Source organism: Streptomyces rectiverticillatus, assembly GCF_013394065.1.
In the GTDB taxonomy this organism is placed as follows: domain Bacteria; phylum Actinomycetota; class Actinomycetes; order Streptomycetales; family Streptomycetaceae; genus Streptomyces; species Streptomyces rectiverticillatus.
This window is the reverse complement of sequence record NZ_CP040752.1, coordinates 3804692-3825444: the sequence shown is the minus strand read 5'-3', so window position 1 is coordinate 3825444 and position 20753 is coordinate 3804692. Positions and strand designations below refer to the sequence as shown.

Annotated in this window: 16 protein-coding genes; 9 read left to right on the top strand and 7 right to left on the bottom strand. The window is 70.0% G+C overall.

Going from position 1 to position 20753, the window contains the following annotated elements:
* Positions 1-134 precede the first annotated feature (134 nt).
* The 4 genes from rplI to rpsF form a co-directional block, all read right to left on the bottom strand.
* Positions 135-581: a 50S ribosomal protein L9 gene (gene rplI, locus FGW37_RS16550; protein WP_179081752.1), complete on the bottom strand. Its 447-nt coding sequence runs from the start codon at positions 579-581 to the stop codon at positions 135-137.
* Between the two features lie 18 nt (positions 582-599).
* On the bottom strand, positions 600-836 hold the full coding sequence (gene rpsR, locus FGW37_RS16545; RefSeq protein WP_004950692.1) for a 30S ribosomal protein S18: 237 nt from the start codon (positions 834-836) through the stop codon (positions 600-602).
* Between the two features lie 44 nt (positions 837-880).
* Entirely contained in the window at positions 881-1456 is a 576-nt protein-coding gene (locus FGW37_RS16540; RefSeq protein WP_179081751.1) for a single-stranded DNA-binding protein, read from the bottom strand.
* An 81-nt stretch (positions 1457-1537) separates the two neighbouring features.
* Complete coding sequence (gene rpsF / locus FGW37_RS16535; protein WP_030366820.1) at positions 1538-1828, bottom strand: 30S ribosomal protein S6; 291 nt, start codon at positions 1826-1828, stop codon at positions 1538-1540.
* A 280-nt stretch (positions 1829-2108) separates the two neighbouring features.
* On the opposite strand from rpsF, the gene FGW37_RS16530 reads away from it, so the two are divergent.
* The 3 genes from FGW37_RS16530 to FGW37_RS16520 all read left to right on the top strand — a co-directional run bounded on the left by FGW37_RS16530 (position 2109) and on the right by FGW37_RS16520 (position 4795).
* On the top strand, positions 2109-2438 hold the full coding sequence (locus FGW37_RS16530) for a hypothetical protein (protein WP_179081750.1): 330 nt from the start codon (positions 2109-2111) through the stop codon (positions 2436-2438).
* Positions 2439-2563: 125 nt separating this feature from the next.
* Positions 2564-3682 (top strand): lipid II:glycine glycyltransferase FemX, encoded by a 1119-nt coding sequence (locus FGW37_RS16525; protein WP_179081749.1) that lies wholly within the window; start codon positions 2564-2566, stop codon positions 3680-3682.
* Between the two features lie 81 nt (positions 3683-3763).
* Positions 3764-4795 carry an alanine racemase gene (locus FGW37_RS16520; RefSeq protein WP_179081748.1) on the top strand — a complete coding sequence of 344 codons (1032 nt, stop codon included), beginning with the start codon at positions 3764-3766 and terminating at the stop codon, positions 4793-4795.
* 43 nt (positions 4796-4838) lie between these two features.
* On the opposite strand, the gene FGW37_RS16515 is transcribed toward FGW37_RS16520, so the two are convergent.
* Positions 4839-6338 (bottom strand): glycosyltransferase family 87 protein, encoded by a 1500-nt coding sequence (locus tag FGW37_RS16515; protein WP_179081747.1) that lies wholly within the window; start codon positions 6336-6338, stop codon positions 4839-4841.
* A gap of 120 nt (positions 6339-6458) precedes the next feature.
* Complete coding sequence (locus FGW37_RS16510; protein ID WP_179081746.1) at positions 6459-9080, bottom strand: transglycosylase domain-containing protein; 2622 nt, start codon at positions 9078-9080, stop codon at positions 6459-6461.
* Between the two features lie 411 nt (positions 9081-9491).
* On the opposite strand from FGW37_RS16510, the gene FGW37_RS16505 reads away from it, so the two are divergent.
* The 3 genes from FGW37_RS16505 (at position 9492) to FGW37_RS16495 (ending at position 12571) form a co-directional block, all read left to right on the top strand.
* The gene (locus FGW37_RS16505; protein WP_058045335.1) at positions 9492-10079 is read left to right on the top strand and encodes a PadR family transcriptional regulator; all 588 of its coding nucleotides are present in this window, start codon (positions 9492-9494) and stop codon (positions 10077-10079) included.
* Positions 10080-10129: 50 nt separating this feature from the next.
* The gene (locus FGW37_RS16500) at positions 10130-11212 is read left to right on the top strand and encodes an inositol-3-phosphate synthase (RefSeq protein ID WP_179081745.1); all 1083 of its coding nucleotides are present in this window, start codon (positions 10130-10132) and stop codon (positions 11210-11212) included.
* A gap of 84 nt (positions 11213-11296) precedes the next feature.
* Positions 11297-12571, top strand: coding sequence for an MFS transporter (locus FGW37_RS16495; protein ID WP_179081744.1), 1275 nt, complete (start codon positions 11297-11299; stop codon positions 12569-12571).
* 59 nt (positions 12572-12630) lie between these two features.
* On the opposite strand, the gene FGW37_RS16490 is transcribed toward FGW37_RS16495, so the two are convergent.
* A complete protein-coding gene (locus tag FGW37_RS16490) occupies positions 12631-14106 on the bottom strand; it encodes a CCA tRNA nucleotidyltransferase (RefSeq protein WP_179081743.1) in 1476 nt (491 codons plus the stop codon).
* A 207-nt stretch (positions 14107-14313) separates the two neighbouring features.
* On the opposite strand from FGW37_RS16490, the gene FGW37_RS16485 reads away from it, so the two are divergent.
* From FGW37_RS16485 to FGW37_RS16475, 3 genes are all read left to right on the top strand, one after another.
* Positions 14314-16614, top strand: coding sequence for a DUF6049 family protein (locus tag FGW37_RS16485; RefSeq protein WP_179081742.1), 2301 nt, complete (start codon positions 14314-14316; stop codon positions 16612-16614).
* A gap of 45 nt (positions 16615-16659) precedes the next feature.
* On the top strand, positions 16660-18909 hold the full coding sequence (gene murJ, locus FGW37_RS16480; RefSeq protein WP_179081741.1) for a murein biosynthesis integral membrane protein MurJ: 2250 nt from the start codon (positions 16660-16662) through the stop codon (positions 18907-18909).
* Positions 18910-19018: 109 nt separating this feature from the next.
* Positions 19019-20731, top strand: coding sequence for a protein kinase family protein (locus tag FGW37_RS16475; protein ID WP_179081740.1), 1713 nt, complete (start codon positions 19019-19021; stop codon positions 20729-20731).
* Positions 20732-20753: the final 22 nt, after the last annotated feature.

The window sequence follows — 20753 nt, the reverse complement described above, 5'->3', positions numbered from 1 at the left end:
TATCCCCGAACACGTATCCCCGAACGAAGAAACGCACCCTCGAAAGGTCCCGAAAGGTGATGCGAACGGCAGGAGGGCCGCACCCCCACAGGGGTGCGGCCCTCCTTCAGGCTCTACCGATCACCGGTGGGTGATCAGGCAGCGACGACCTCGATGCCGAGCTTGGCAACGACGTCGGCGTGCAGACGCACGGAGACCTGGTGGGCGCCCAGGGTCTTGATGGGCGAGCCCACCTCGACGCGGCGCTTGTCGACGTCCGGGCCACCGGCAGCCTTGATCGCCGCAGCGACGTCGGCCTGGGTCACGGAGCCGAACAGGCGGCCGGCCTCGCCGGAGCGGGTGGCCAGACGGACCTTGAGGCCCTCGAGCTGACCCTTGATCTCGTTGGCCTGCTCGATCGTGGCGATCTCACGGATCTTGCGACCGCGGCGGATCTGAGCGACGTCCTGCTCGCCACCCTTGGTCCAGCGGATCGCGAAACCGCGCGGGACCAGGTAGTTGCGGGCGTAGCCGTCCTTGACGTCGACGACGTCACCGGCGGTGCCGAGGCCGGAGACCTCGTGGGTGAGGATGATCTTCATTAGTCGGTCACCCTTCCCTTATCGCGCGGACGACGTGTAGGGCAGCAGCGCCATCTCACGGCTGTTCTTCACAGCCGTGGCGACGTCACGCTGGTGCTGGGTGCAGTTGCCGGTCACGCGACGGGCACGGATCTTGCCGCGGTCGGAAATGAACTTCCGCAGCATGTTCGTGTCCTTGTAGTCCACGTAAGCGGTCTTGTCCTTGCAGAAAGCGCAGACCTTCTTCTTAGGCTTGCGCGGCGGGGGCTTCGCCATTGTCTCTCTCCTGTGTGATCAAGAAGTTTGTGTGCTGCTCGCCCTTAGAAGGGCGGCTCGTCCGAGTAGCCGCCGGAGTTGCCGGGGCCGCCGCCCCAGCCGCCTCCGCCGCCGCCCTGCTGGCCGCCGGACGGTGCGCTGGTGGCCCAGGGGTCGTCGGCGGGAGCACCGCCGCCGCCCTGCTGCTGACCGCCGGGGCCACCGCCCCAGCCGCCCTGCTGCTGGCCACCGCCGTAGCCACCCTGGCCACCGCGACCCGCGGTCTTGGTGACCTTCGCCGTGGCGTTCTTCAGGCTGGCGCCGACCTCTTCGACGTCGAGCTCGTAGACCGTGCGCTTGACGCCCTCGCGGTCCTCGTAGGACCGCTGCTTCAGACGGCCCTGCACGATGACGCGCATGCCGCGCTGGAGCGACTCGGCGACGTTCTCCGCCGCCTGACGCCACACCGAGCACGTGAGGAAGAGGCTCTCGCCGTCCTTCCACTCGTTGGTCTGGCGGTCGAAGGTGCGGGGAGTGGACGCGACGCGGAACTTCGCGACCGCCGCACCGGACGGGGTGAAGCGCAGCTCGGGGTCGTCGACGAGATTGCCGACGACCGTGATGACGGTCTCGCCTGCCATGGGTGAACCTCTCGGCGGGTGTGCTGCTGGCTGCTTGCTACTCGTTGAGCTACAGCCCGATTACCTCTGAACCGCTGGGGTTCAGTGGGTCTCGGGACGGAGGACCTTGGTCCGGAGGACCGACTCGTTCAGGTTCATCTGGCGGTCGAGCTCCTTGACGACCGCAGGCGTGGCCTGCAGGTCGATGACCGAGTAGATGCCCTCGGGCTTCTTCTTGATCTCGTACGCGAGACGACGACGGCCCCAGGTGTCGACCTTCTCGACCTTTCCGTTGCCCTCACGGACGACGGAGAGGAAGTTCTCGATCAGCGGGGAGACAGCGCGCTCCTCGAGATCGGGGTCGAGGATGACCATCACCTCGTAGTGACGCATGTGGAACCCACCTCCTTTGGACTCAGCGGCCACGGTCGTTCCGTGGCAGGAGGGTCGTGATGCGTGAACAACGGTATCGGCCGACACTGACAATCAGCGGAAAGTCCCTGGGTTGCCCCAGAGGACCGAAGCTGGTCTGGGCAGACACCGGTGCAGACCGTACAGAGTACCCGCACTCCGGCTTCCGGTTGAAATCCGGCCGCGCGGGCCCGCAATCTGTACGCAACCGGATGTGACCGGCGCAACAATGCGCCGGTCGCCTTCAGGAGGAGGTAGCCCCATGACACAGGCAGTGCGCCAGTCCCGCGGCCCCCGTTCTTTGATCAATGCCGTGCTCAACAGCGACGGAAAACCGCATCCGCTCGAGAACACCTTCGTCGCCGTGACGCTGGTGCTCGGAGTGCTCGCTTTCGTCTCCTCGGCCTTCAACAACCTGCACCTGCTCAGCTCGTGGAGCGGGCTGGCCGGCATCCTCACCGGTGCGTACGGCCAGTACATCTCGGCCACGACGGGCGAGCGCTTCCTGCTGATCATCGGACTGGGAGCGTCCGCCTTCGGCTTCTTCCTGGGCATGGCCCACGGGGGTCCCTTCGGGGGTGTCATCGGATAGCGCGGGGCCCGCCCGGCCGTACACCCGAACGGGCGCCCCAACGGTGTACGTCCCTGTCGCAGTAGGCTTCGCCGCGAGAGCCGGAGCCCCGACCATGGGGACACACCTGCCGAGGAGCGCCCCGCATGAGCCTGACCCTGAGGACAATCAGCCGAGAGCAGCATCTGGCTTATATCCAGAGCCTGCCCGCGGCCAGTCACATGCAGGTGCCGGCGTGGGCCGATGTCAAGGCGGAGTGGCGCTCGGAGAGCCTGGGCTGGTTCGACAAGACCGGGCAGATGGTCGGCGCGGGTCTGGTGCTCTACCGCCAGCTGCCCAAGATCAAGCGTTACCTGGCCTATCTGCCCGAGGGCCCGGTCATCAACTGGTTCTCGCCGAACCTCGCCGACTGGCTGCAGCCCATGCTCGCCCACCTCAAGCAGCAGGGTGCCTTCTCCGTGAAGATGGGCCCGCCGGTCGTCATCCGGCGCTGGGACGCGGGCGCGATCAAGTCCGGCATCTCCGACCCGGACGTCAAGCGCCTGCGCGACGTCGAGGCCACCTTCATCGAGCCGCGCGCCTTCGAGGTCGCCGACCAGCTGCGCCGGATGGGCTGGCAGCAGGGCGAGGACGGCGGCGCCGGCTTCGGTGACGTCCAGCCGCGGTACGTCTTCCAGGTGCCCCTGGCGAACCGCTCGCTCGAGGACGTCCACAAGAACTTCAACCAGCTGTGGCGCCGCAACATCAAGAAGGCCGAGAAGGCCGGCGTCGAGGTGGTCCAGGGCGGCTACGAGGACCTGCCCACCTGGCAGCACCTGTACGAGATCACCGCGGAGCGCGACAAGTTCCGCCCGCGGCCGCTGAGCTACTTCCAGCGCATGTGGACGGCCCTCAACACCGAGGACCCCAACCGCATGCGGCTGTACTTCGCGGTGCACGAGGGCGAGGCCGTCGCCGCCGCGACGATGCTGATCGTCGGCGGGCACGTCTGGTACTCCTACGGCGCCTCCGCCAACCACAAGCGCGAGGTCCGTCCCTCCAACGCCATGCAGTGGCGGATGCTGCGCGACGCCTACGCGCTGGGCGCGAGCGTCTACGACCTGCGCGGCATCGGCGACTCCCTGGACGAGAGCGACCACCTCTTCGGCCTCATCCAGTTCAAGGTCGGCACGGGCGGCCAGGCCGCGGAGTACCTCGGCGAGTGGGACTTCCCGCTCAACAAGCTGCTCCACAAGGCGCTCGACATGTACATGTCTCGTCGCTGACGTTCTCCCGGGGTCCTGCGATCCCGCGCGTTCAGCAAGCACAGCATCCAGCAGGCACAGGGAAAGGTTCCGGGACGGGCCATGGCGCTCACGCTCTACGTCGACACCGCGCGCTGGCGGGCGCACCAGCAAACCATCGTCCAGCAGTTCCCGGGCATCATCCCGGTGTGCAAGGGCAATGGATACGGCTTCGGCAACGAGCGGCTGGCCGACGAAGCGGCGCGCTTCGGCTCGGACGTCCTCGCCGTGGGCACCACCTACGAAGCGGCCCGGATCAAGGACTACTTCAGCGGTGACCTGCTGGTGCTCACCCCCTTCCGGCTGGGCGAGGAGCCCGTGCCGCTGCCGGACCGGGCCATCCGGTCCGTCTCCTCGGTCGAGGGGGTGCGCGGCCTGGTGGGCGCGCGCGTCGTCGTCGAGGTCATGAGCACCATGAAGCGGCACGGCATCAGCGAGGAGGACCTGCCCAAGCTGCACGCGGCCATAGAGGACGTGCGCCTGGAGGGCTTCGCCATCCACCTGCCGCTGGACCGCACGGACGGCTCGGACGCCGTCCAGGAGGTCGCCGAGTGGATGGAGCGGCTGCGCAACGCGCGCCTGCCGCTGCACACCATGTTCGTCAGCCATCTGAAGTCCGAGGAACTCGCGCGGCTGCAGCAGCAGTACCCGCACACCCGCTTCCGCGCCCGCATCGGCACCCGGCTGTGGCTGGGCGACCACGGCGCCACCCACTACAAGGGTGCGGTCCTGGACGTGACGCCCGTGTCCAAGGGCGACCGCTTCGGCTACCGCCAGCAGAAGGTCGGCGCGGACGGCCACCTCGTCGTCGTGGCGGGCGGCACCTCGCACGGTGTGGGCCTGGAGGCGCCGAAGGCGCTGCACGGCATGATGCCGCGGGCCAAGGGCGTCGCCCGGGCCGGCCTCGCGACCATGAACCGCAACCAGTCGCCCTTCTACTGGGCCGACAAGCAGCTCTGGTTCGCGGAGCCCCCGCACATGCAGGTGTCGATCCTCTTCGTGCCGAACGACATGCCGACCCCCCAGGTCGGCGATGAGATGGTGGCCAAGCTGCGGCACACCACCACGACGTTCGACCGTCTCGTCGACCACTGACCCACCCCCTCCCCTCGGGTTGACGGGCCCGGGCGGCCGCCTCCTACGCCGGTGGGCGGCTGCCGGTCCCCCAGCGCACGCTCGTGCCCGCGGACCGCTCGGCGTGCGGCGGCGCGTGCGCGGGGCCCAGGGCGACGACGTCCGGGGCCCCGTCCAGGATGCCGCCGGAGGGGTCGTCGGAGCCGTCCCGGCGGACGACGTCCCGCTCGGGCATGAGGACATCGCGCACGATGACCGCGCACAGGTACAGCGTGCCCAGCAGGTGCAGGGCGATGGCCAGTTGATAGCCCTCCGTGGGCAGGCCCTGGTGCTTGTCACCGCTGCCCGTGTAGGCGAGGTAGGACCAGATGCCGAGGAAGTACAGCACCTCGCAGACCTGCCAGATCAGGAAGTCGCGCCACTTGGGGCGCGCCAGCACGGCGAGCGGGATGAGCCAGAGCACGTACTGCGGTGAATAGACCTTGTTGGTGAGGATGAAGAGCGCCACCACGAGGAAGGCCAGCTGGGCGAAGCGCGGGCGCCTGGGGGCGTAGAGGCCGAGGGCCACCAGGGCCAGGCAGCCCAGGATCATCAGCAGGCTCACGTACGTATTGGCGTCGTCCAGGGGATTGCCGGTCCGCTGGGAGATCAGCAGCCAGATCGAGCCGAAGTCGATCGGGCGCTCCTGGCTGAAGGTGTAGAACTTCGCCCAGCCCTCGCGGATGTGGAAGCCGGCGGCGTCGTGCGTGAGCATCACCGGAAGGTTCACCACCAGCCAGGCGGCCACGGCGGACGCGGTGGTCACGGCGAAGGCCTTCATGCGCCCGGCCCGCAGGCACAGCACGAAGAGCGGGCCGAGGAGCAGCAGCGGATAGAGCTTCGCCGCGGCCGCCAGGCCGATCAGGGCGCCCGCGAGCACCGTCCTGCCGCGGGACCACATCAGCATCGCCGCTGCGGTGAGGGCGACGGCGAACAGGTCCCAGTTGACGGTGGCCGTCAGGGCGAAGGCCGGTGCGAGCGCGATCAGCAGGGCGTCCCAGGGCCGGCGCCGGTGCGTACGGGCCGAGCAGATGGCGATCACGGCGGTGCAGGCCATCAGCATGCCGGCGTTGACCAGCCAGTTGATCTGCTCGCGGTGCTGGATGGTGCCGCCGCCGGGGGTCAGCCAGGCGGCGATCTGCATGAACAGGCCGGTGAGGACCGGATATTCCAGATAGTCCATGCCGCCGGAGACGGCCTGGGGGATGCGGTCGAAGTACGGGATCAGGCCCGCGTCGAAGCCGCGGCCGCTGTAGAGGTGCGGGATGTCGGAATAGCAGGCGTGGGTGTACTGCGTGGTGGCGCCGAAGAACCACCCGTACTCGTAGCAGGGGAGCTTCTGGACCATGCCGAGGGCGAACATCCCGATCGCCACCAGCACGATCACACGGACCGGCGTCCACCAGCCCCCGCCGGGCACGGCCCGCTTGCCCGCGGGCCCGCCGATGAGCTCGCTGCCTGCGGCCGCCACCTCGTCCTCATCGGTGGGCCGCACCTGCCGGTCGTCGTCCCGCGCGCTCCTCATGGGGCCATCCTGCCGTACGTGCCTGTGAGCTGCCGGAGCCTGTGGATAACTTCGAGGGCCGTCTCACGCGAACGCGGGACGGCCCTCGGAGCGGATGCCGGACTCGGGGGTCCGGGCTGGTCAGCCGTTCATGCCACCGAAGAGGCCGCCGCCTCCGGGGCGCCTGCTGGTGTCCGGCGTCGGCGACTCGCCCGGCCCGCCACCGGGGCCACCGCCGGGACCGCCGCCCGGTCCGCCACCGGGGCCACCGGTGCTGCCACCGGTGCTCCCGCCGTGCTTGCAGCGGAAGTCGAACACCGAGCAGGAACGGCTCGCCGACGGGCTCGGCGAGGTGGACTTCGACGGCGTGCCGGACGGGGAGGCGGACGGCGACGCCGGCGGGGGCGCGGAGGGAGGCGCGCTGGGGGAGGGGCTGGCGCCGTCACCGAAGATCTTCTCGCCGAGCGGTTGCGCCGGCTCGAACTGCTCGATCGGCTGGCCCTTGAGCGCGGCGTTCATGTAGTCGGCCCAGATCTCCGCCGGGAACGACGCACCGTGGATGGTCTCCTTGCCGCCCACGCCGCGCATCGACAGGAACTCCTGCTTCTTGGCGTTGGGGTCGACCCGGTACATGCCGATCGCCGTGGACAGCTGCGGCGTGTATCCCGCGAACCAGGCGGAGCGGTTCTCGTCCGTCGTACCCGTCTTGCCAGCGGCCGGACGGCCGCCGGCGAGCTTGGCCGAGGTGCCCGTGCCCTCCTCCACGACGGTCTTGAGGACGTCGGTGATGTTGTTCGCCACGTTCGGCGAGAACGCGGTGTCCGACTTCATCTCGTGCGCGTAGACCGCCCTGCCGTCCCGCTCGACCTTCTCGACCGAGTACGGGTCGATCTGCTTGCCGCTGGCGGCGAACGTGGCGTAGGAACCGGCCAGGCGGATCGCGCTGGGCGCCGATGTGCCGAGCGAGAAGGTGGGCGTGGTGGCGGAGAGCTGGTCCTTGTCCAGGCCGGCCCGCAGGGCGGCCTCCTTGACCAGGTCCGTGCCCACGTCCATGCCGAGCTGGATGAAGGGGGTGTTCACCGAGTACTGCATGGCGGTGCGCAGGGTGACGAGGCCCTTGTCCTCTTCACCGTCGTTCTTCTGGTGCCACTCGCTGCCGTCGTTGTCGTGCCAGATCTTGCCGTTGTACTCCCGCAGCGTCACCTTGTTGTTGCCGTTGTAGATGCTGTCGGGAGAGACGAGCGTGCGCTGGCTGTCGCTCTGCTGCCGGCCCAGGGCCGGGTTGCGCTTGCCGTGCGACATGGCCGCGGCGAGCACGAAGGGCTTGAAGGTCGAGCCCACCTGCACGCCGGTGTAGTCGGCGTTGTTGGTGTAGTGCTCCAGCGCGTTCTCGCCGCCGTAGATGGCGACGATCTTGCCGGTCTTGGGGTCGACGGAGGCCCCGCCGAACTGCACGAACTTGTCGCGCTCCCGCACGTCCGGCTTGATGTTCGCCTTGCGGACGTCCTCGACCGACTTCGCCAGGGCGCCCACCTTGTCCCGGTCGAAGGTCGTGTAGATCTGGTAGCCGCCGCGGTCCAGCTGGGTCTTGCTGATGCCGGAGTGGGCGACGACGTAGTTGTCGGCGAGGTCGGTGAGGTAGCCGATCTGGCCGGCGCGGTTGGTCGCGGGCTTGGGCTTCTGGGGCGTCGGGAAGCCCTTGCCGACCCACATGTCGCGGTCGGCCGCCTTCATGTTGCCCGTCTCGACCTCGCGGTCCAGGGTCCACTTCCAGCGGTCGGTGGCCCGCTTGGTGTTCTTCTCCGCGGTGGCCGCCGGGCCCTGGCCGCCGTACGGGTCGTACAGGTTGGGACCGTTGAGCGTGGCGGCGAGGAACGCGCTCTCGCTCGGCGTGAGGTCCTTGCAGTCCTTGTCGTAGTAAGCGCGTGCCGCGGCCTGGATCCCGTAGGCCCCCCTCCCGTAATAGGCGGTGTTGAGGTACCCCGCAAGGATCTCGTCCTTGTCCTTGGTGGCACCCACCTTTATGGAGATCAGCAGCTCGGTGGCCTTGCGCTTGAGCGTCTGTTCCTGGCTCAGGTACGTGTTCTTCACGAACTGCTGCGTGATGGTCGAACCGCTCTGGGTCTCCCCGCCCTGCGCCATCTTCACGACGGCGCGCGCGATGCCCATCGGGTCGACGCCCCAGTCCTTGTAGAAGCTGGCGTTCTCGGCCGAGATCACCGCTCGCTGCATCGACAGGGGGATCTTGGAGATCGGCACGATCTGGCGGTTGAGCGCACCACCGCCCGCGACCACCATCTGCTTGCCGTCGGCCCAGTAGTAGACGTTCTTCTGCACCTGGGCGGTCCGCTGGGCGGACGGCACCTGGACCACGGCCAGGGCGATGCCCACGGTGCCGAAGATCAGGCCGATGAAGGTGAAGGCCGTCCCGAGGACCAGCTTCCAGGAGGGCAGCCAGCGCTTGGCGCCGTCCTTGCCCGCCCGGGGATAGTCGATGAAGCGCTTCTTGCCGGGGCGCCGGCCGCCGGAGCCTCCTCCTGGATCGCCGCCGCGTCTGCGGCCGCCGGCCGCGGGGCCGCGCTGGGTCGCACGGCGGGCCTCGGCCCGGCTGCCGTGCCGGTCGGACTCGCCGCGGCCGGACCGCGCGGCGGAACTGCTGGTCGGCGCGGCGCGGCGGCCGGGTCCCGGCTGCTGTGCCGCGCGCCTGGCCGCGGCTCGTCCGCCGCCCTGAGGCTGCGGCGGCTTGCGGCGGTGCTCGCTCATCGAACGACTACTCCTCGGGCAGGCGCTATCGCCTGGAAGCGGCAGGTGGCTTGCGTTCCCCCCGATGCGCTGAACGGCTGCCTGAGGCAACCGGGCGCATTGCGTACGGGACGAGGACGCCTGTCGTCGCCACTCGGTTCCCGCTGGTCTGCATGGCGCACAGACTACGCACGGCCAAAACGCTCCTACTACGGATGTTCACTCCAATTCAGGCCGCTTGTGTCCCACGAATCGGTGATGTGACCTCGTTCACCGTGCCCCCTCTTGTCGCATCCAGGGGTGCGTTCTATCGTCTGGATGTATCGAGTCGATACATCAGCTCGGCATAAAGGTCGGCTCGGAGTCGGCATAAGGGACCAATAGGGACTAGGGATCACAAGGACTAGGCTGTGTGCGACAAGGAGGCGAAACATGAGCAGACGCTCCGGCATCCTCGAGTTCGCCGTCCTCGGCCTGCTCCGCGAGTCCCCGATGCACGGCTACGAGCTGCGGAAACGCTTGAACACCTCGCTCGGGGTGTTCCGTGCGTTCAGCTACGGCACCCTCTACCCCTGCCTGAAGGCCCTCGTGGCCAACGGCTGGCTGGTCGAGGAACCCGGGAGCGCTCCGGAGGACGCCCGTGCGGCGTCCCTGGCCGGACGGCGGGCGAAGATTGTCTACCGCCTGACGGCAGAGGGCAAGGAGCACTTCGAGGAGCTGCTCGCCCACACCGGCCCGGATGCGTGGGAGGACGAACACTTCGCCGCCCGCTTCGCGTTCTTCGGGCAGACGTCGCGGGACGTACGGATGCGCGTGCTGGAAGGCCGCCGCAGCCGTCTGGAGGAGCGCCTCGAAAAGATGCGCGCCTCCCTCGCCCGCACCCGGGAACGGCTGGACGACTACACCCTCGAGCTTCAGCGCCACGGCATGGAGTCCGTGGAGCGCGAGGTCCGCTGGCTGAACGAGCTGATCGAGAGCGAGCGGGCCGGGCGTGACAAGCGCACCGGTCCGGACCAGTGAGCCCTGCACTCCTGCAGGGCTTCGTCGAGTACTAACAGGGAGCAACCGGAATGGGTTCGGTTCGCGTAGCCATCGTCGGCGTGGGCAACTGCGCCGCCTCGCTGGTGCAGGGCGTCGAGTACTACAAGGACGCCGACCCGAACGGCCGCGTGCCGGGTCTGATGCACGTGCAGTTCGGCGACTACCACGTCCGTGATGTGGAGTTCGTGGCCGCCTTCGACGTCGACGCGAAGAAGGTCGGTCTCGACCTCGCCGACGCCATCGGCGCCAGCGAGAACAACACCATCAAGATCTGCGACGTGCCGAACAGCGGCGTCACCGTCCAGCGCGGCCACACCCTCGACGGTCTGGGCAAGTACTACCGCGAGACCATCGAGGAGTCCGCCGAGGCTCCCGTCGACGTCGTCCAGGTCCTCAAGGACAAGCAGGTCGACGTTCTCGTCTGCTACCTCCCCGTGGGCTCCGAGGACGCCGCGAAGTTCTACGCGCAGTGCGCCATCGACGCCAAGGTCGCCTTCGTCAACGCCCTCCCGGTCTTCATCGCCGGCACCAAGGAGTGGGCGGACAAGTTCACCGAGGCCGGCGTCCCGATCGTCGGTGACGACATCAAGTCGCAGGTCGGCGCCACCATCACGCACCGCGTGATGGCCAAGCTGTTCGAGGACCGGGGCGTCATCCTGGACCGCACGATGCAGCTGAACGTCGGCGGCAACATGGACTTCAAGAACATGCTCGAGCGCGACCGCCTCGAGTCCAAGAAGATCTCCAAGACGCAGGCCGTCACCTCGCAGATCCCCGACCGCGAGATGGGCGAGAAGAACGTCCACATCGGTCCCTCGGACTACGTGGCCTGGCTGGACGACCGCAAGTGGGCGTACGTGCGCCTCGAGGGCCGCGCCTTCGGTGACGTCCCGCTGAACCTGGAGTACAAGCTCGAGGTCTGGGACTCCCCGAACTCGGCCGGTGTCATCATCGACGCCGTCCGCGCCGCGAAGATCGCCAAGGACCGCGGCATCGGCGGCCCGATCCTCTCCGCCTCCTCGTACTTCATGAAGTCGCCGCCGGTGCAGTACTTCGACGACGAGGCCCGCGAGAACGTCGAGAAGTTCATCAAGGGCGAGGTCGAGCGCTAAGCGTTCCGCTTCTTTCGCCTCCCTCCGCCACAGGTCCCCGGGTCGTCCGCCCGGGGACCTGGGCGTTGTGTGAGGCTGTGGACCATGCCCGTTGTGCGTGATCTTCGCGTCCTGCTCCGCCTTCGCGATTTCCGCCGCCTGCTGGCAGTCCGGCTCCTCTCTCAGGCCGCCGACGGGGTCTACCAGGTCGCCCTCGCCGCCTACGTGGTCTTCTCCCCGGAGAAGCAGGCCTCCCCCACGGCCATCGCCTCGGCCATGGCCGTGCTCCTGCTGCCGTACTCGCTGCTGGGCCCCTTCGCCGGAGTACTGCTGGACCGCTGGCGCCGCCGACAGGTGCTGCTCCACGGCAACCTGCTGCGCGCAGCCCTGGCCACCGTGACCGCCCTGCTCGTCGTCGCACGCGCCCCCGACTGGCTCTTCTACGCCTCCGCCCTGTCGGTCACCGCCGTCAACCGCTTCGTGCTGGCCGGGCTCTCCGCCGCCCTGCCGCGGGTGGTCGACTCCCGCGAGCGGCTGGTCATGGCCAACTCCCTCTCCCCGACCGCCGGGACCCTGGCGGCCACCGTGGGCGGCGGCCTCGCCTTCGCCGTACGCGTGGCCGCTCCCGAGGGGACGGGCTCCGACGCCTGGGTCGTCCTGCTCGGCGCGGCGCTCTACCTGTGCGCCGCCCTGTGCTCCCTGCTGATGCCCATCGGCCTGCTGGGGCCGGACACGCCGGTGGCCCACCGGCTGGGCGCCACCCTGACCGGCACCGCTCGGGGACTGGCCGCGGGGCTGCGCCATCTCGCCGAGCGCCGCACGGCCGCGTACGCGCTCGCCGGCATGACGCTGATGCGCTTTTGCTACGGCGCCCTGACGGTCACCGTGCTGATGCTCTGCCGCTACGCGTGGACGAGCAGCGAGTCCAAGGGGATGGCCCTGCTGGGGCTCGCCGTCGCCATCTCGGGAGCGGGGTTCTTCGCGGCGGCCGTCATCACCCCCTGGGCGGTCTCCCGGCTGGGCAGGCTCGGCTGGATGGTCGCCTGCGCCGCCGCCGCGGCGGTGCTGGAACCCGCCCTCGGCCTGCCGTTCGAGCGCGTCCCCATGCTGATCGCCGCCTTCGTCCTGGGCCTGACCACCCAGGGCGCCAAGATCGCCACGGACACCGTGGTCCAGTCCTCGGTGGACGACGCCTTCCGGGGCCGGGTCTTCTCGCTCTACGACGTCCTCTTCAACGTCGCCTTCGTGGGGGCGGCCGCGGTGGCTGCCCTGATGCTGCCGCCCGACGGCCGCTCGGCCCTACTGGTGTCCGCGATCGCCGTGCTCTACACAGTCGTCGCCGTCGTCCTGGCGGGCTTCCGGAGCCGGGAGGACGCATAGCGCGGCCCCGCGCGTGTTTCACGTGAAACACGCGCGGGGTCTCCGGCCAGGGCCCAAGGTCAGCCCTGCGCCGCCCACCAAACCTTGAGCGCGGCGACCGCCTCGTCGTGGCTCATCGGGCCGTTCTCCAGGCGCAGCTCCAGCATGTGCTTGTACGCCTTGCCGATCTGCGGGCCCGGGCCCACGCCCAGGATCTCCATGATCTGGTTGCCGTCCAGGTCCGGCCGGATCGCGTCCAGCTCCTCCTGCTCCTGCAGCCTGGCGATGCGCTCCTCCAGGCCGTCGTACGCCCGCGAGAGCGCATTGGCCTTGCGCTTGTTGCGCGTGGTGCAGTCGGACCGGGTCAGCTTGTGGAGCCGCTCCAGCATGGGCCCGGCGTCGCGCACGTACCGGCGGACGGCGGAGTCGGTCCACTCGCCGGTGCCGTAGCCGTGGAAGCGCAGGTGCAGCTCCACGAGCTTGGAGACGTCCTTCACCAGCTCGTTGGAGTACTTGAGCTTGGTCATCCGGGACTTGGTCATCTTGGCGCCCACCACCTCGTGGTGGTGGAAGGAGACCCGGCCGTCCTTCTCGAAGCGGCGCGTCCGCGGCTTGCCGATGTCGTGCAGCAGGGCCGCGAGGCGCAGTACCAGGTCGGGGCCGCCGCCGGGCTGATCGCGCGGGGCCTCCAGGGCGACGGCCTGCTCCAGGACGGTGAGCGTGTGCTCGTACACGTCCTTGTGGCGGTGGTGCTCGTCGCGCTCCAGGCGCAGGGCGGGCAGCTCGGGCAGGACGAGCGCGGCGAGCCCGGTGTCGACCAGGAGCCTCAGGCCCTTGCGCGGGTGGTCGGAGAGGATCAGCTTGTTGAGCTCGTCCCGGACCCGCTCGGCGGAGACGATCTCGAGCCGGCCGGACATCTCCGTCATCGCGGTGACGACCTCGGGGGCGACCTCGAAGTCGAGCTGGGCGGCGAAGCGGGCGGCCCGCATCATGCGCAGCGGGTCGTCGGAGAAGGACTCCTCCGGGGTGCCGGGGGTGCGCAGGACCCGGGCGGCCAGGTCCTCCAGGCCGTTGTGCGGGTCGATGAACTCCTTCTCCGGCAGCGCGACGGCCATGGCGTTGACGGTGAAGTCGCGGCGGACGAGGTCTTCCTCGATCGAGTCGCCGTAGGAGACCTCCGGCTTGCGGGAGGTCCGGTCATAGGCTTCCGACCGGTATGTGGTGACTTCAATGTCGAAGTCAGCTTTGCGGCATCCCACGGTGCCGAAGGCGATGCCGACCTCCCAGACCGAGTCCGCCCAGGGCCGGACGATCTTCAGGACGTCCTGCGGGCGGGCGTCCGTAGTGAAGTCGAGGTCGTTGCCGAGCCTGCCGAGCAGCGCGTCCCGTACGGATCCCCCGACCAGGGCAAGCGTGAACCCGGCTTCCTGGAATCGGCGGGCGAGGTCGTCGGCCACGGGGGAGACCCGCAGGAGCTCGCTCACGGCACGGCGCTGCACATGGCTGAGCTCGTTGGTCGACGACTGGGTGAGGCTGTCATTGTTGGCATTCGGCACAACAGAAGAGGGTACGTGGCCGCGCGCCGCAGGGCCTCCCGGTTACGGACGCATGGCGCACCCCACGCAAAGCGGGTGCAGCCGGGACATCGGGCCGGCTGCGCGATCTTGCGGAGCGGTCCGCAGCACTTCGTCACAGCGGGCCTCGTTACCATTCGTGGACGCACAACCGACGACCACTGACGACGACGAGGGACGGACGAGCGCGTGGCCGAGGCGGCAGAGACCCAGGAGACCCCCTCCGCTGCTGCCTGCCGGTGGTCCCGGCACCTTGCGACGCTCCTGACGGGCGTGGCGCTGCTGCTCGGCCTGGTGCAGCTGCCGGCGGCGCCGGCGGCCCGCGCCGAGCCCTCGGGCTCCCGGCCGGTCGACGTCTCCGTCCACACGCTGACGCCCGCCGCGCCGAAGCAGGACGACACGCTCACGGTCTCGGGCACCGTCACCAACACCGGTGGCTCGACGGTCACCGACGCGCACGTCGGCCTGCGGGTGGGCAGCCAGATCAACAGCCGGGTCGACGCCGACGAGACCGGCAGCCGGTCCCCGTCGGGCACCGACGGCTCCGAGATCGGCAAGCACACCCAGAAGATCGACAAGCTCCCTCCGGGGGCCGGCCGCGACTTCAGCATCTCGCTGCCGGTGAAGGACCTGGACCTCAGCCGGGACGGGGTGTACCAGCTCGGCGTCTCGCTGTCGGGGCGCACCGCGGACCAGGGCTACGAGCGGGTGCTGGGGATCACGCAGACGCTGCTGACCTGGCAGCCCTCCGCGATCGAGGGCAAGAAGACGCAGCTCACGTTCCTGTGGCCGCTGATCTCCGCGACGCACCTCACGGCCCGGACCGAGTCCGATCAGCAGCAGACGCCGATCTTCCCCAACGACGACCTGGCCGCGGAGCTGGCCCCGGGCGGCCGGCTGCAGCAGCTGGTGGCGCTGGGCAAGGACCTTCCGATCACCTGGGTGATCGACCCGGATCTGCTCGCCACGGTCGAGGCCATGACCAAGAGCTACCGGGTGGGCGGCCCGGACGGGAGGACCACCCCGGGCCGGGGCCAGGCGGTCGCCAAGCAGTGGCTCAGCCAGCTGCAGACCGCCGTCTCCGGTGACCAGGTGGTGGCGCTGCCGTTCGGCGACCCCGACCTCGCGTCGCTGGCCCACCACGGCAAGGACGTGCCGGGCTCCCTGAGCCACCTGCAGTCCGCCACGGAGCTCGCCTCGACGACCGTGGACACCATCCTCGGCGTGAAGCCGCGCACGGACTTCGCCTGGCCCGTCGACGGCGCCGTCGACTCCTCGATCATCGACGTCGCCACCTCGGCCGGCGCCCACAACGTCATCGCGCGCAGCGACAGCTTCCGCGACCGGACGTCCTACAGCCCCACCGCGGCCCGCCAGATCGGCAGCGGCAACACCGCCGTCGTGGCGGACGCCCGGATGTCCACCGGCTTCCAGGGCGACCTCGTCCGCGCCGGCGAGTACTCGCTCGCCGTGCAGCGGTTCGTCGCCCAGAGCCTCCTGGTGAACCGGCAGGCGCCGGACAACGAGCGCAGCATCGTCGTGGCGCCGCAGCGCATGCCCACCGCGAGCCAGGCCCAGGCGATGGCCGCGGCGATCAAGGCCCTCTCGGACAACCGCTGGACGCAGCCCGTCAACCTGGGCGACGCGGCCGCGGCCAAGCCGGACCCGGACGCGAACCAGCAGGTCCCGGGCACCGGCTCGTACCCCGAGTCGCTGCGCGAGCAGGAGCTGTCCACCAAGGCGTTCCAGGAGATCCAGAAGACCCAGTCCACGCTGGACGGCTTCAAGGTGATCCTGACCTCGCAGGACCGCGTGGTGACGCCCTTCGGCAGCGCGATCATGCGGGAGATGTCGGCCTCGTGGCGCGGCGACCGCAAGGGCGCCGCCGAGTTCCGCGAGGCGGTGCAGTCCTATCTGTACGGGCTCACCCGCCGCGTGGAGCTGATCAAGAAGTCCGACGTCACCCTGTCCGGGCGCAGCGCGACCATCCCCATCACGGTCCACAACGGCCTGCTGCAGGGGATCGAGGGGCTCCACCTGGTGCTGGAATCCAGCCAGACCAACCGTCTGCAGGTCGACCGCTCCCAGCCCGTGAAGATCAACGGCGGGCAGAACCAGTCGGTGAAGTTCGAGACCCGGGCCAATGCCAACGGCCCGGTGCGCGTGACGGCCCGGCTCTACACGGCCGAGGGCCAGCCCTACGGCGACCCGGTCGTCTTCACTGTGCATGTCACGTCCATCACCCCTATGGTTCTCATCGTCATCGCCGGTGGTGTGCTCCTGCTGGTCCTCGCGGGGCTCCGCATCTACATCAAGCGGAAGCGGTCCGCCGCCCGTGCGACCGAGGGCGGAGAGCCCGGGGCGGACGGCGAGGGGCCGGACGACGGAGGCCCGGGGGACGACCGGCCCGCGCGGCCGGGTGACCCGGCTCCGGACACCGGATCGCGTGACACGGAGCCATCCGGCTCGGGTGAGAAAGTGGAACATTGACGCTTAGTGGGGCCGGCCGGCCGCGGACGATGAGGTGGGGTAGCGATGAACGCGCCGTACGACGGTGACCGCGGGCAGGGCGCGGGTGGTGAGCCGCGGGGTCAGTACCCGCCGCCCCCGGCTCCCCCCGGCACGCCCCGCCAGGGCCCGTACGCCCAGGATCCCTACCTGCGGGACGCCTACGCCTCCGAGCCCTACCCCGGGCACGACCCGGCCGCCCAGGACCCCCTGGACGAGGCGCTGTACGACCGCTCCGCCCACCCGGCGCCGCCCGGCACGTACCGCAACACCTACCCGCAGCAGCAGCCGGGCCCCGACACGGGCGCCCGGGCGTGGCCTCCCGCCCGGTCCGGCGGCCCGGGCGGCTTCCCGGCCTACGGTGACGACGACGCCACCAAGCAGTTCGCCGCCGTGGACGGCTTCGCCGACCGCCCCGAGGACGGCGGCCCCCGGCGGGACGCCTTCGCCCACCTCTACCGCGACCAGCAGCAGCCCTACGAGCCGCCGCGGCCGCCGGGGCAGCAGATCCCGGCCCCGGGCCAGTACGGCGCGCAGCCTCCGCAGGGCGTCCCCGGCGTCCCCACGCCCGAGCCCGCTCCGGAGCCGGCCGCCGCTGCCGCTCCCGCGGCGAAGGCGCCGCAGGCCAAGGGCGGCGGCAAGGCCGCGAGCCTGCTGAAGTCGAGCGCGGTGATGGCCGCGGGCACGATGGTCTCCCGCATCCTGGGCTTCGGCCGCAACCTGGTCATGGCGGCGGCGATCGGCGTCGGCACGCTCAACGACGACTACCAGGTCGCCAACGTCCTGCCGACGATGATCTACATCCTGGTGGGCGGCGGCGCCCTGAACGCCGTCTTCATCCCGCAGCTGGTCCGCGCGATGAAGAACGACGAGGACGGCGGCGAGGCTTACGCCAACCGGCTCCTGACGCTCGTGGTCGTGCTGCTGGCAGGCGTCACCACCGTCTGTGTGCTGGGAGCGCCGCTCTTCATCCAGGCGATGTCGCCGACCATCGCCGGCGACCCGGACCGGATGGACGTGGCGGTCGCGTTCGCCCGCTACTGCCTGCCCACGATGTTCTTCATGGGTGTGCACGTCGTCCTGGGGCAGATCCTCAACGCACGTGAGAAGTTCGGCGCGATGATGTGGACCCCGGTCCTCAACAACATCGTCATCATCGCGACCTTCGGCTCCTTCATCTGGGCCTTCGGTCCCTTCACCGACAGCGGGGTCACCGCCGCCACCATCACGCCCGAGGGCGTGCGGCTGCTCGGCATCGGCACGCTGCTGGGCCTGGTCGTCCAGGCCCTGGCGATGCTCCCCTACCTGCGCGATGCGGGATTCAGGATCCGTCCCCGCTTCGACTGGCGCGGCCAGGGCCTCGGCAAGGCCGCGGGCCTCGCCAAGTGGACCTTCTTCTTCGTCCTCGCCAACCAGCTCAGCATGGTCGTGGTCACACAGCTCGCCACCAAGGCGGGCGCCCTGGCCGAGAAGGCCGACCACACCGGTACCGGCATCACGGCCTACAACTACGCACTCCAGCTCTGGCAGATGCCGCAGGCCATCATCACCGTCTCGGTGATGACCGCGGTCCTCCCCCGGATCTCCCGCGCGGCCCACGACGGTGACGCTTCCGCCGTCCGGGACGACCTCTCCCACGGACTGCGGACCTCGGCCGTCGCCATCGTGCCGTGCGCCTTCGCCTTCCTGGCCCTCGGCGTCCCCATGGCGACGCTGATGTTCGCGGGCGGTTCGGGCGTCGGGGGTGCCACCAACATCGGCTACACCCTCATGGCCTTCGGCCTCGGCCTGATTCCGTACTCCGCGCAGTACGTCATCCTCCGGGGCTTCTACGCCTACGAGGACACGCGCACGCCCTTCTACAACACGCTGATCGTCTCCGCGGTCTTCGCGGCGGCCGCCGTGCTGAGCTACCTCGTCCTGCCCGCCCGCTGGGCCGTGGCCGGCATGGCCTTCTCCTACGGCCTCGGCTACGCCGTCGGCGTCGGTGTGGCCTGGCGCCGTCTGCGTACCCGCCTCGGCGGCGACCTGGACGGCTCGCACGTCATCCGGACGTACGCCCGCCTCGCCGGCGCGTGCGTGCCCGCGGCCCTCATCGGCGGGGCCGTCGCTTACGGGATCGGTCAGGTTCTGGGCCGGGGCGTGCTCGGTTCGCTCGCCTCCCTGACCGGCGGTGGTCTGGTCCTGATCGCCGTCTTCTACATCGCGGCGAAGCGGATGCGGATCGAGGAGCTGACGGCCATGGTCGGTATGGTCCGCGGGCGACTCGGACGCTGACGGGAGCACAACCTTCGCCCGCCGCCGTGTGTCGTGCATAGCGCCGGACTGTGGGCACAATTGTCTTGGCTGTGGACAGCGTGCAACGGATGGGGAGGCAGGAACGACGGTGGCAGAACGGAGCACAGCTGCCGTCGACGTGGCAGGCAACAGCGGCGGCAAGCCGCTGACCGCCAAGGCGGGCAAGGCCACGGCCGACGGGGCGGAGGCCGCGATCAAGGCCGGCACCCACAAGGACAGCGGGCGCGCGGACGGCAAGAAGCCCGCCCGCGACGCCCGGACCACGCCCGAACTGCACAGCGGCCACAAGCTCGCCAGGCGGTACCGCCTGGAGGAGTGCGTCACCCGTCTGGAGGGATTCAGCAGCTGGCGTGCGGTGGACGAGAAGCTCCGCCGCGCCGTGGGCGTCCACCTGCTGCCCGCCGACCATCCGCGCGCCCGCCCCGTCCTCGCCGCCGCCCGCTCCGCCGCCCTCCTCGGCGACCCCCGCTTCGTCCAGGTCCTCGACGCCGTCGAGGAGAACGACCTCGTCTACGTCGTCCACGAGTGGCTGCCCGACGCCACCGAGCTGACCAACGTCCTGGCCTCCGGTCCCATGGAGCCGCACGACGCCTACCAGCTCGTCAGCCAGGTGTCCCAGGCCATGGCCGCCGCCCACCGCGAGGGCCTCGCCCACCTGCGCCTCCACCCCGGCTCGGTGCTGCGCACCGGCACCGGGCAGTACCGCATTCGCGGCCTGGCCGTCATGGCGGCGCTCCGCGGCATCACCTCCGACCGCCCCCAGCAGACCGACACCGAGGCCATCGGCGCGCTCCTCTACGCCGCGCTCACCCAGCGCTGGCCCTACGAGGACAGCGCCCACGGGCTGCCCGGCCTGCCCAAGGGCGTCGGCCTCATCGCCCCCGACCAGGTCCGCGCCGGCGTCCACCGCGGCCTTTCCGAGCTCGCCATGCGCGCGCTCGTCCACGACGGCTCCACCTCGTCGCGGCAGGAGAAGCCGTGCACGACCCCGGAGGAGCTGTCCAAGGCCGTCGCCGCCATGCCGCGGATCCGGCCCCCGGAGCCGTCCTTCACCACGCCGCCGGGCGGCTACCCCCGCCCGCACGCCTACGGCCAGCAGCCGCCGCACGGTGGCGCCGCCACGGGCCCCCTGCCGGGGCCCCCGCCGCCTCCGCTGCAGGGCCGCACGGGCCGGGCGCTCAAGTGGAGCGTCGCCGCCCTGCTGATCGCCGCCCTGGGCCTGGCCAGCTGGCAGCTCGCCGACACGCTCCTCAAGGACGGGCAGGAGGACCGCCCGCAGATCTCGGAGTCGACGGGTGACGACGGCTCGAAGCCGACCGGGAAGCCGATCGAGATCCACGACGCGGAGGAGTACGCGCCGAACGGCAATGCGCAGAGCCCGGAGCGGGTGAAGAACACCTACACCAAGTACGACTCGCCCGATCAGGTCTGGCGCTCGCGCACCTACAACGACGGCCCCTCCCTGGCCCAGTACAAGGGCGGCGTCGGCATCGTCTACGACCTCGGCAAGAAGCAGCAGCTCAGCTCCGCGGACATCAAGTTCCTCTACGGGGGCCATTACACCGAGGTCTCGCTCTACGCGGCGAAGTCCCTCTCCGGCACCGCACCGCTGGGCTCGATGAAGAAGCTCACGACCGAGAAGACCGAGACCGATTCGATAAAGCTCTCCCTCAAGGAGCCGGTCAAGACCCAGTACGTCGTCCTGTGGATCACGGCAGCGCCCCACTCCGGCCCTGACGCGACGACCTATGCCGGTGACGGATACAAGCAGGGCATCACCAAGGTGAAGTTCGCCGGCTGACGTTCGGAACGGACCTCAGGGG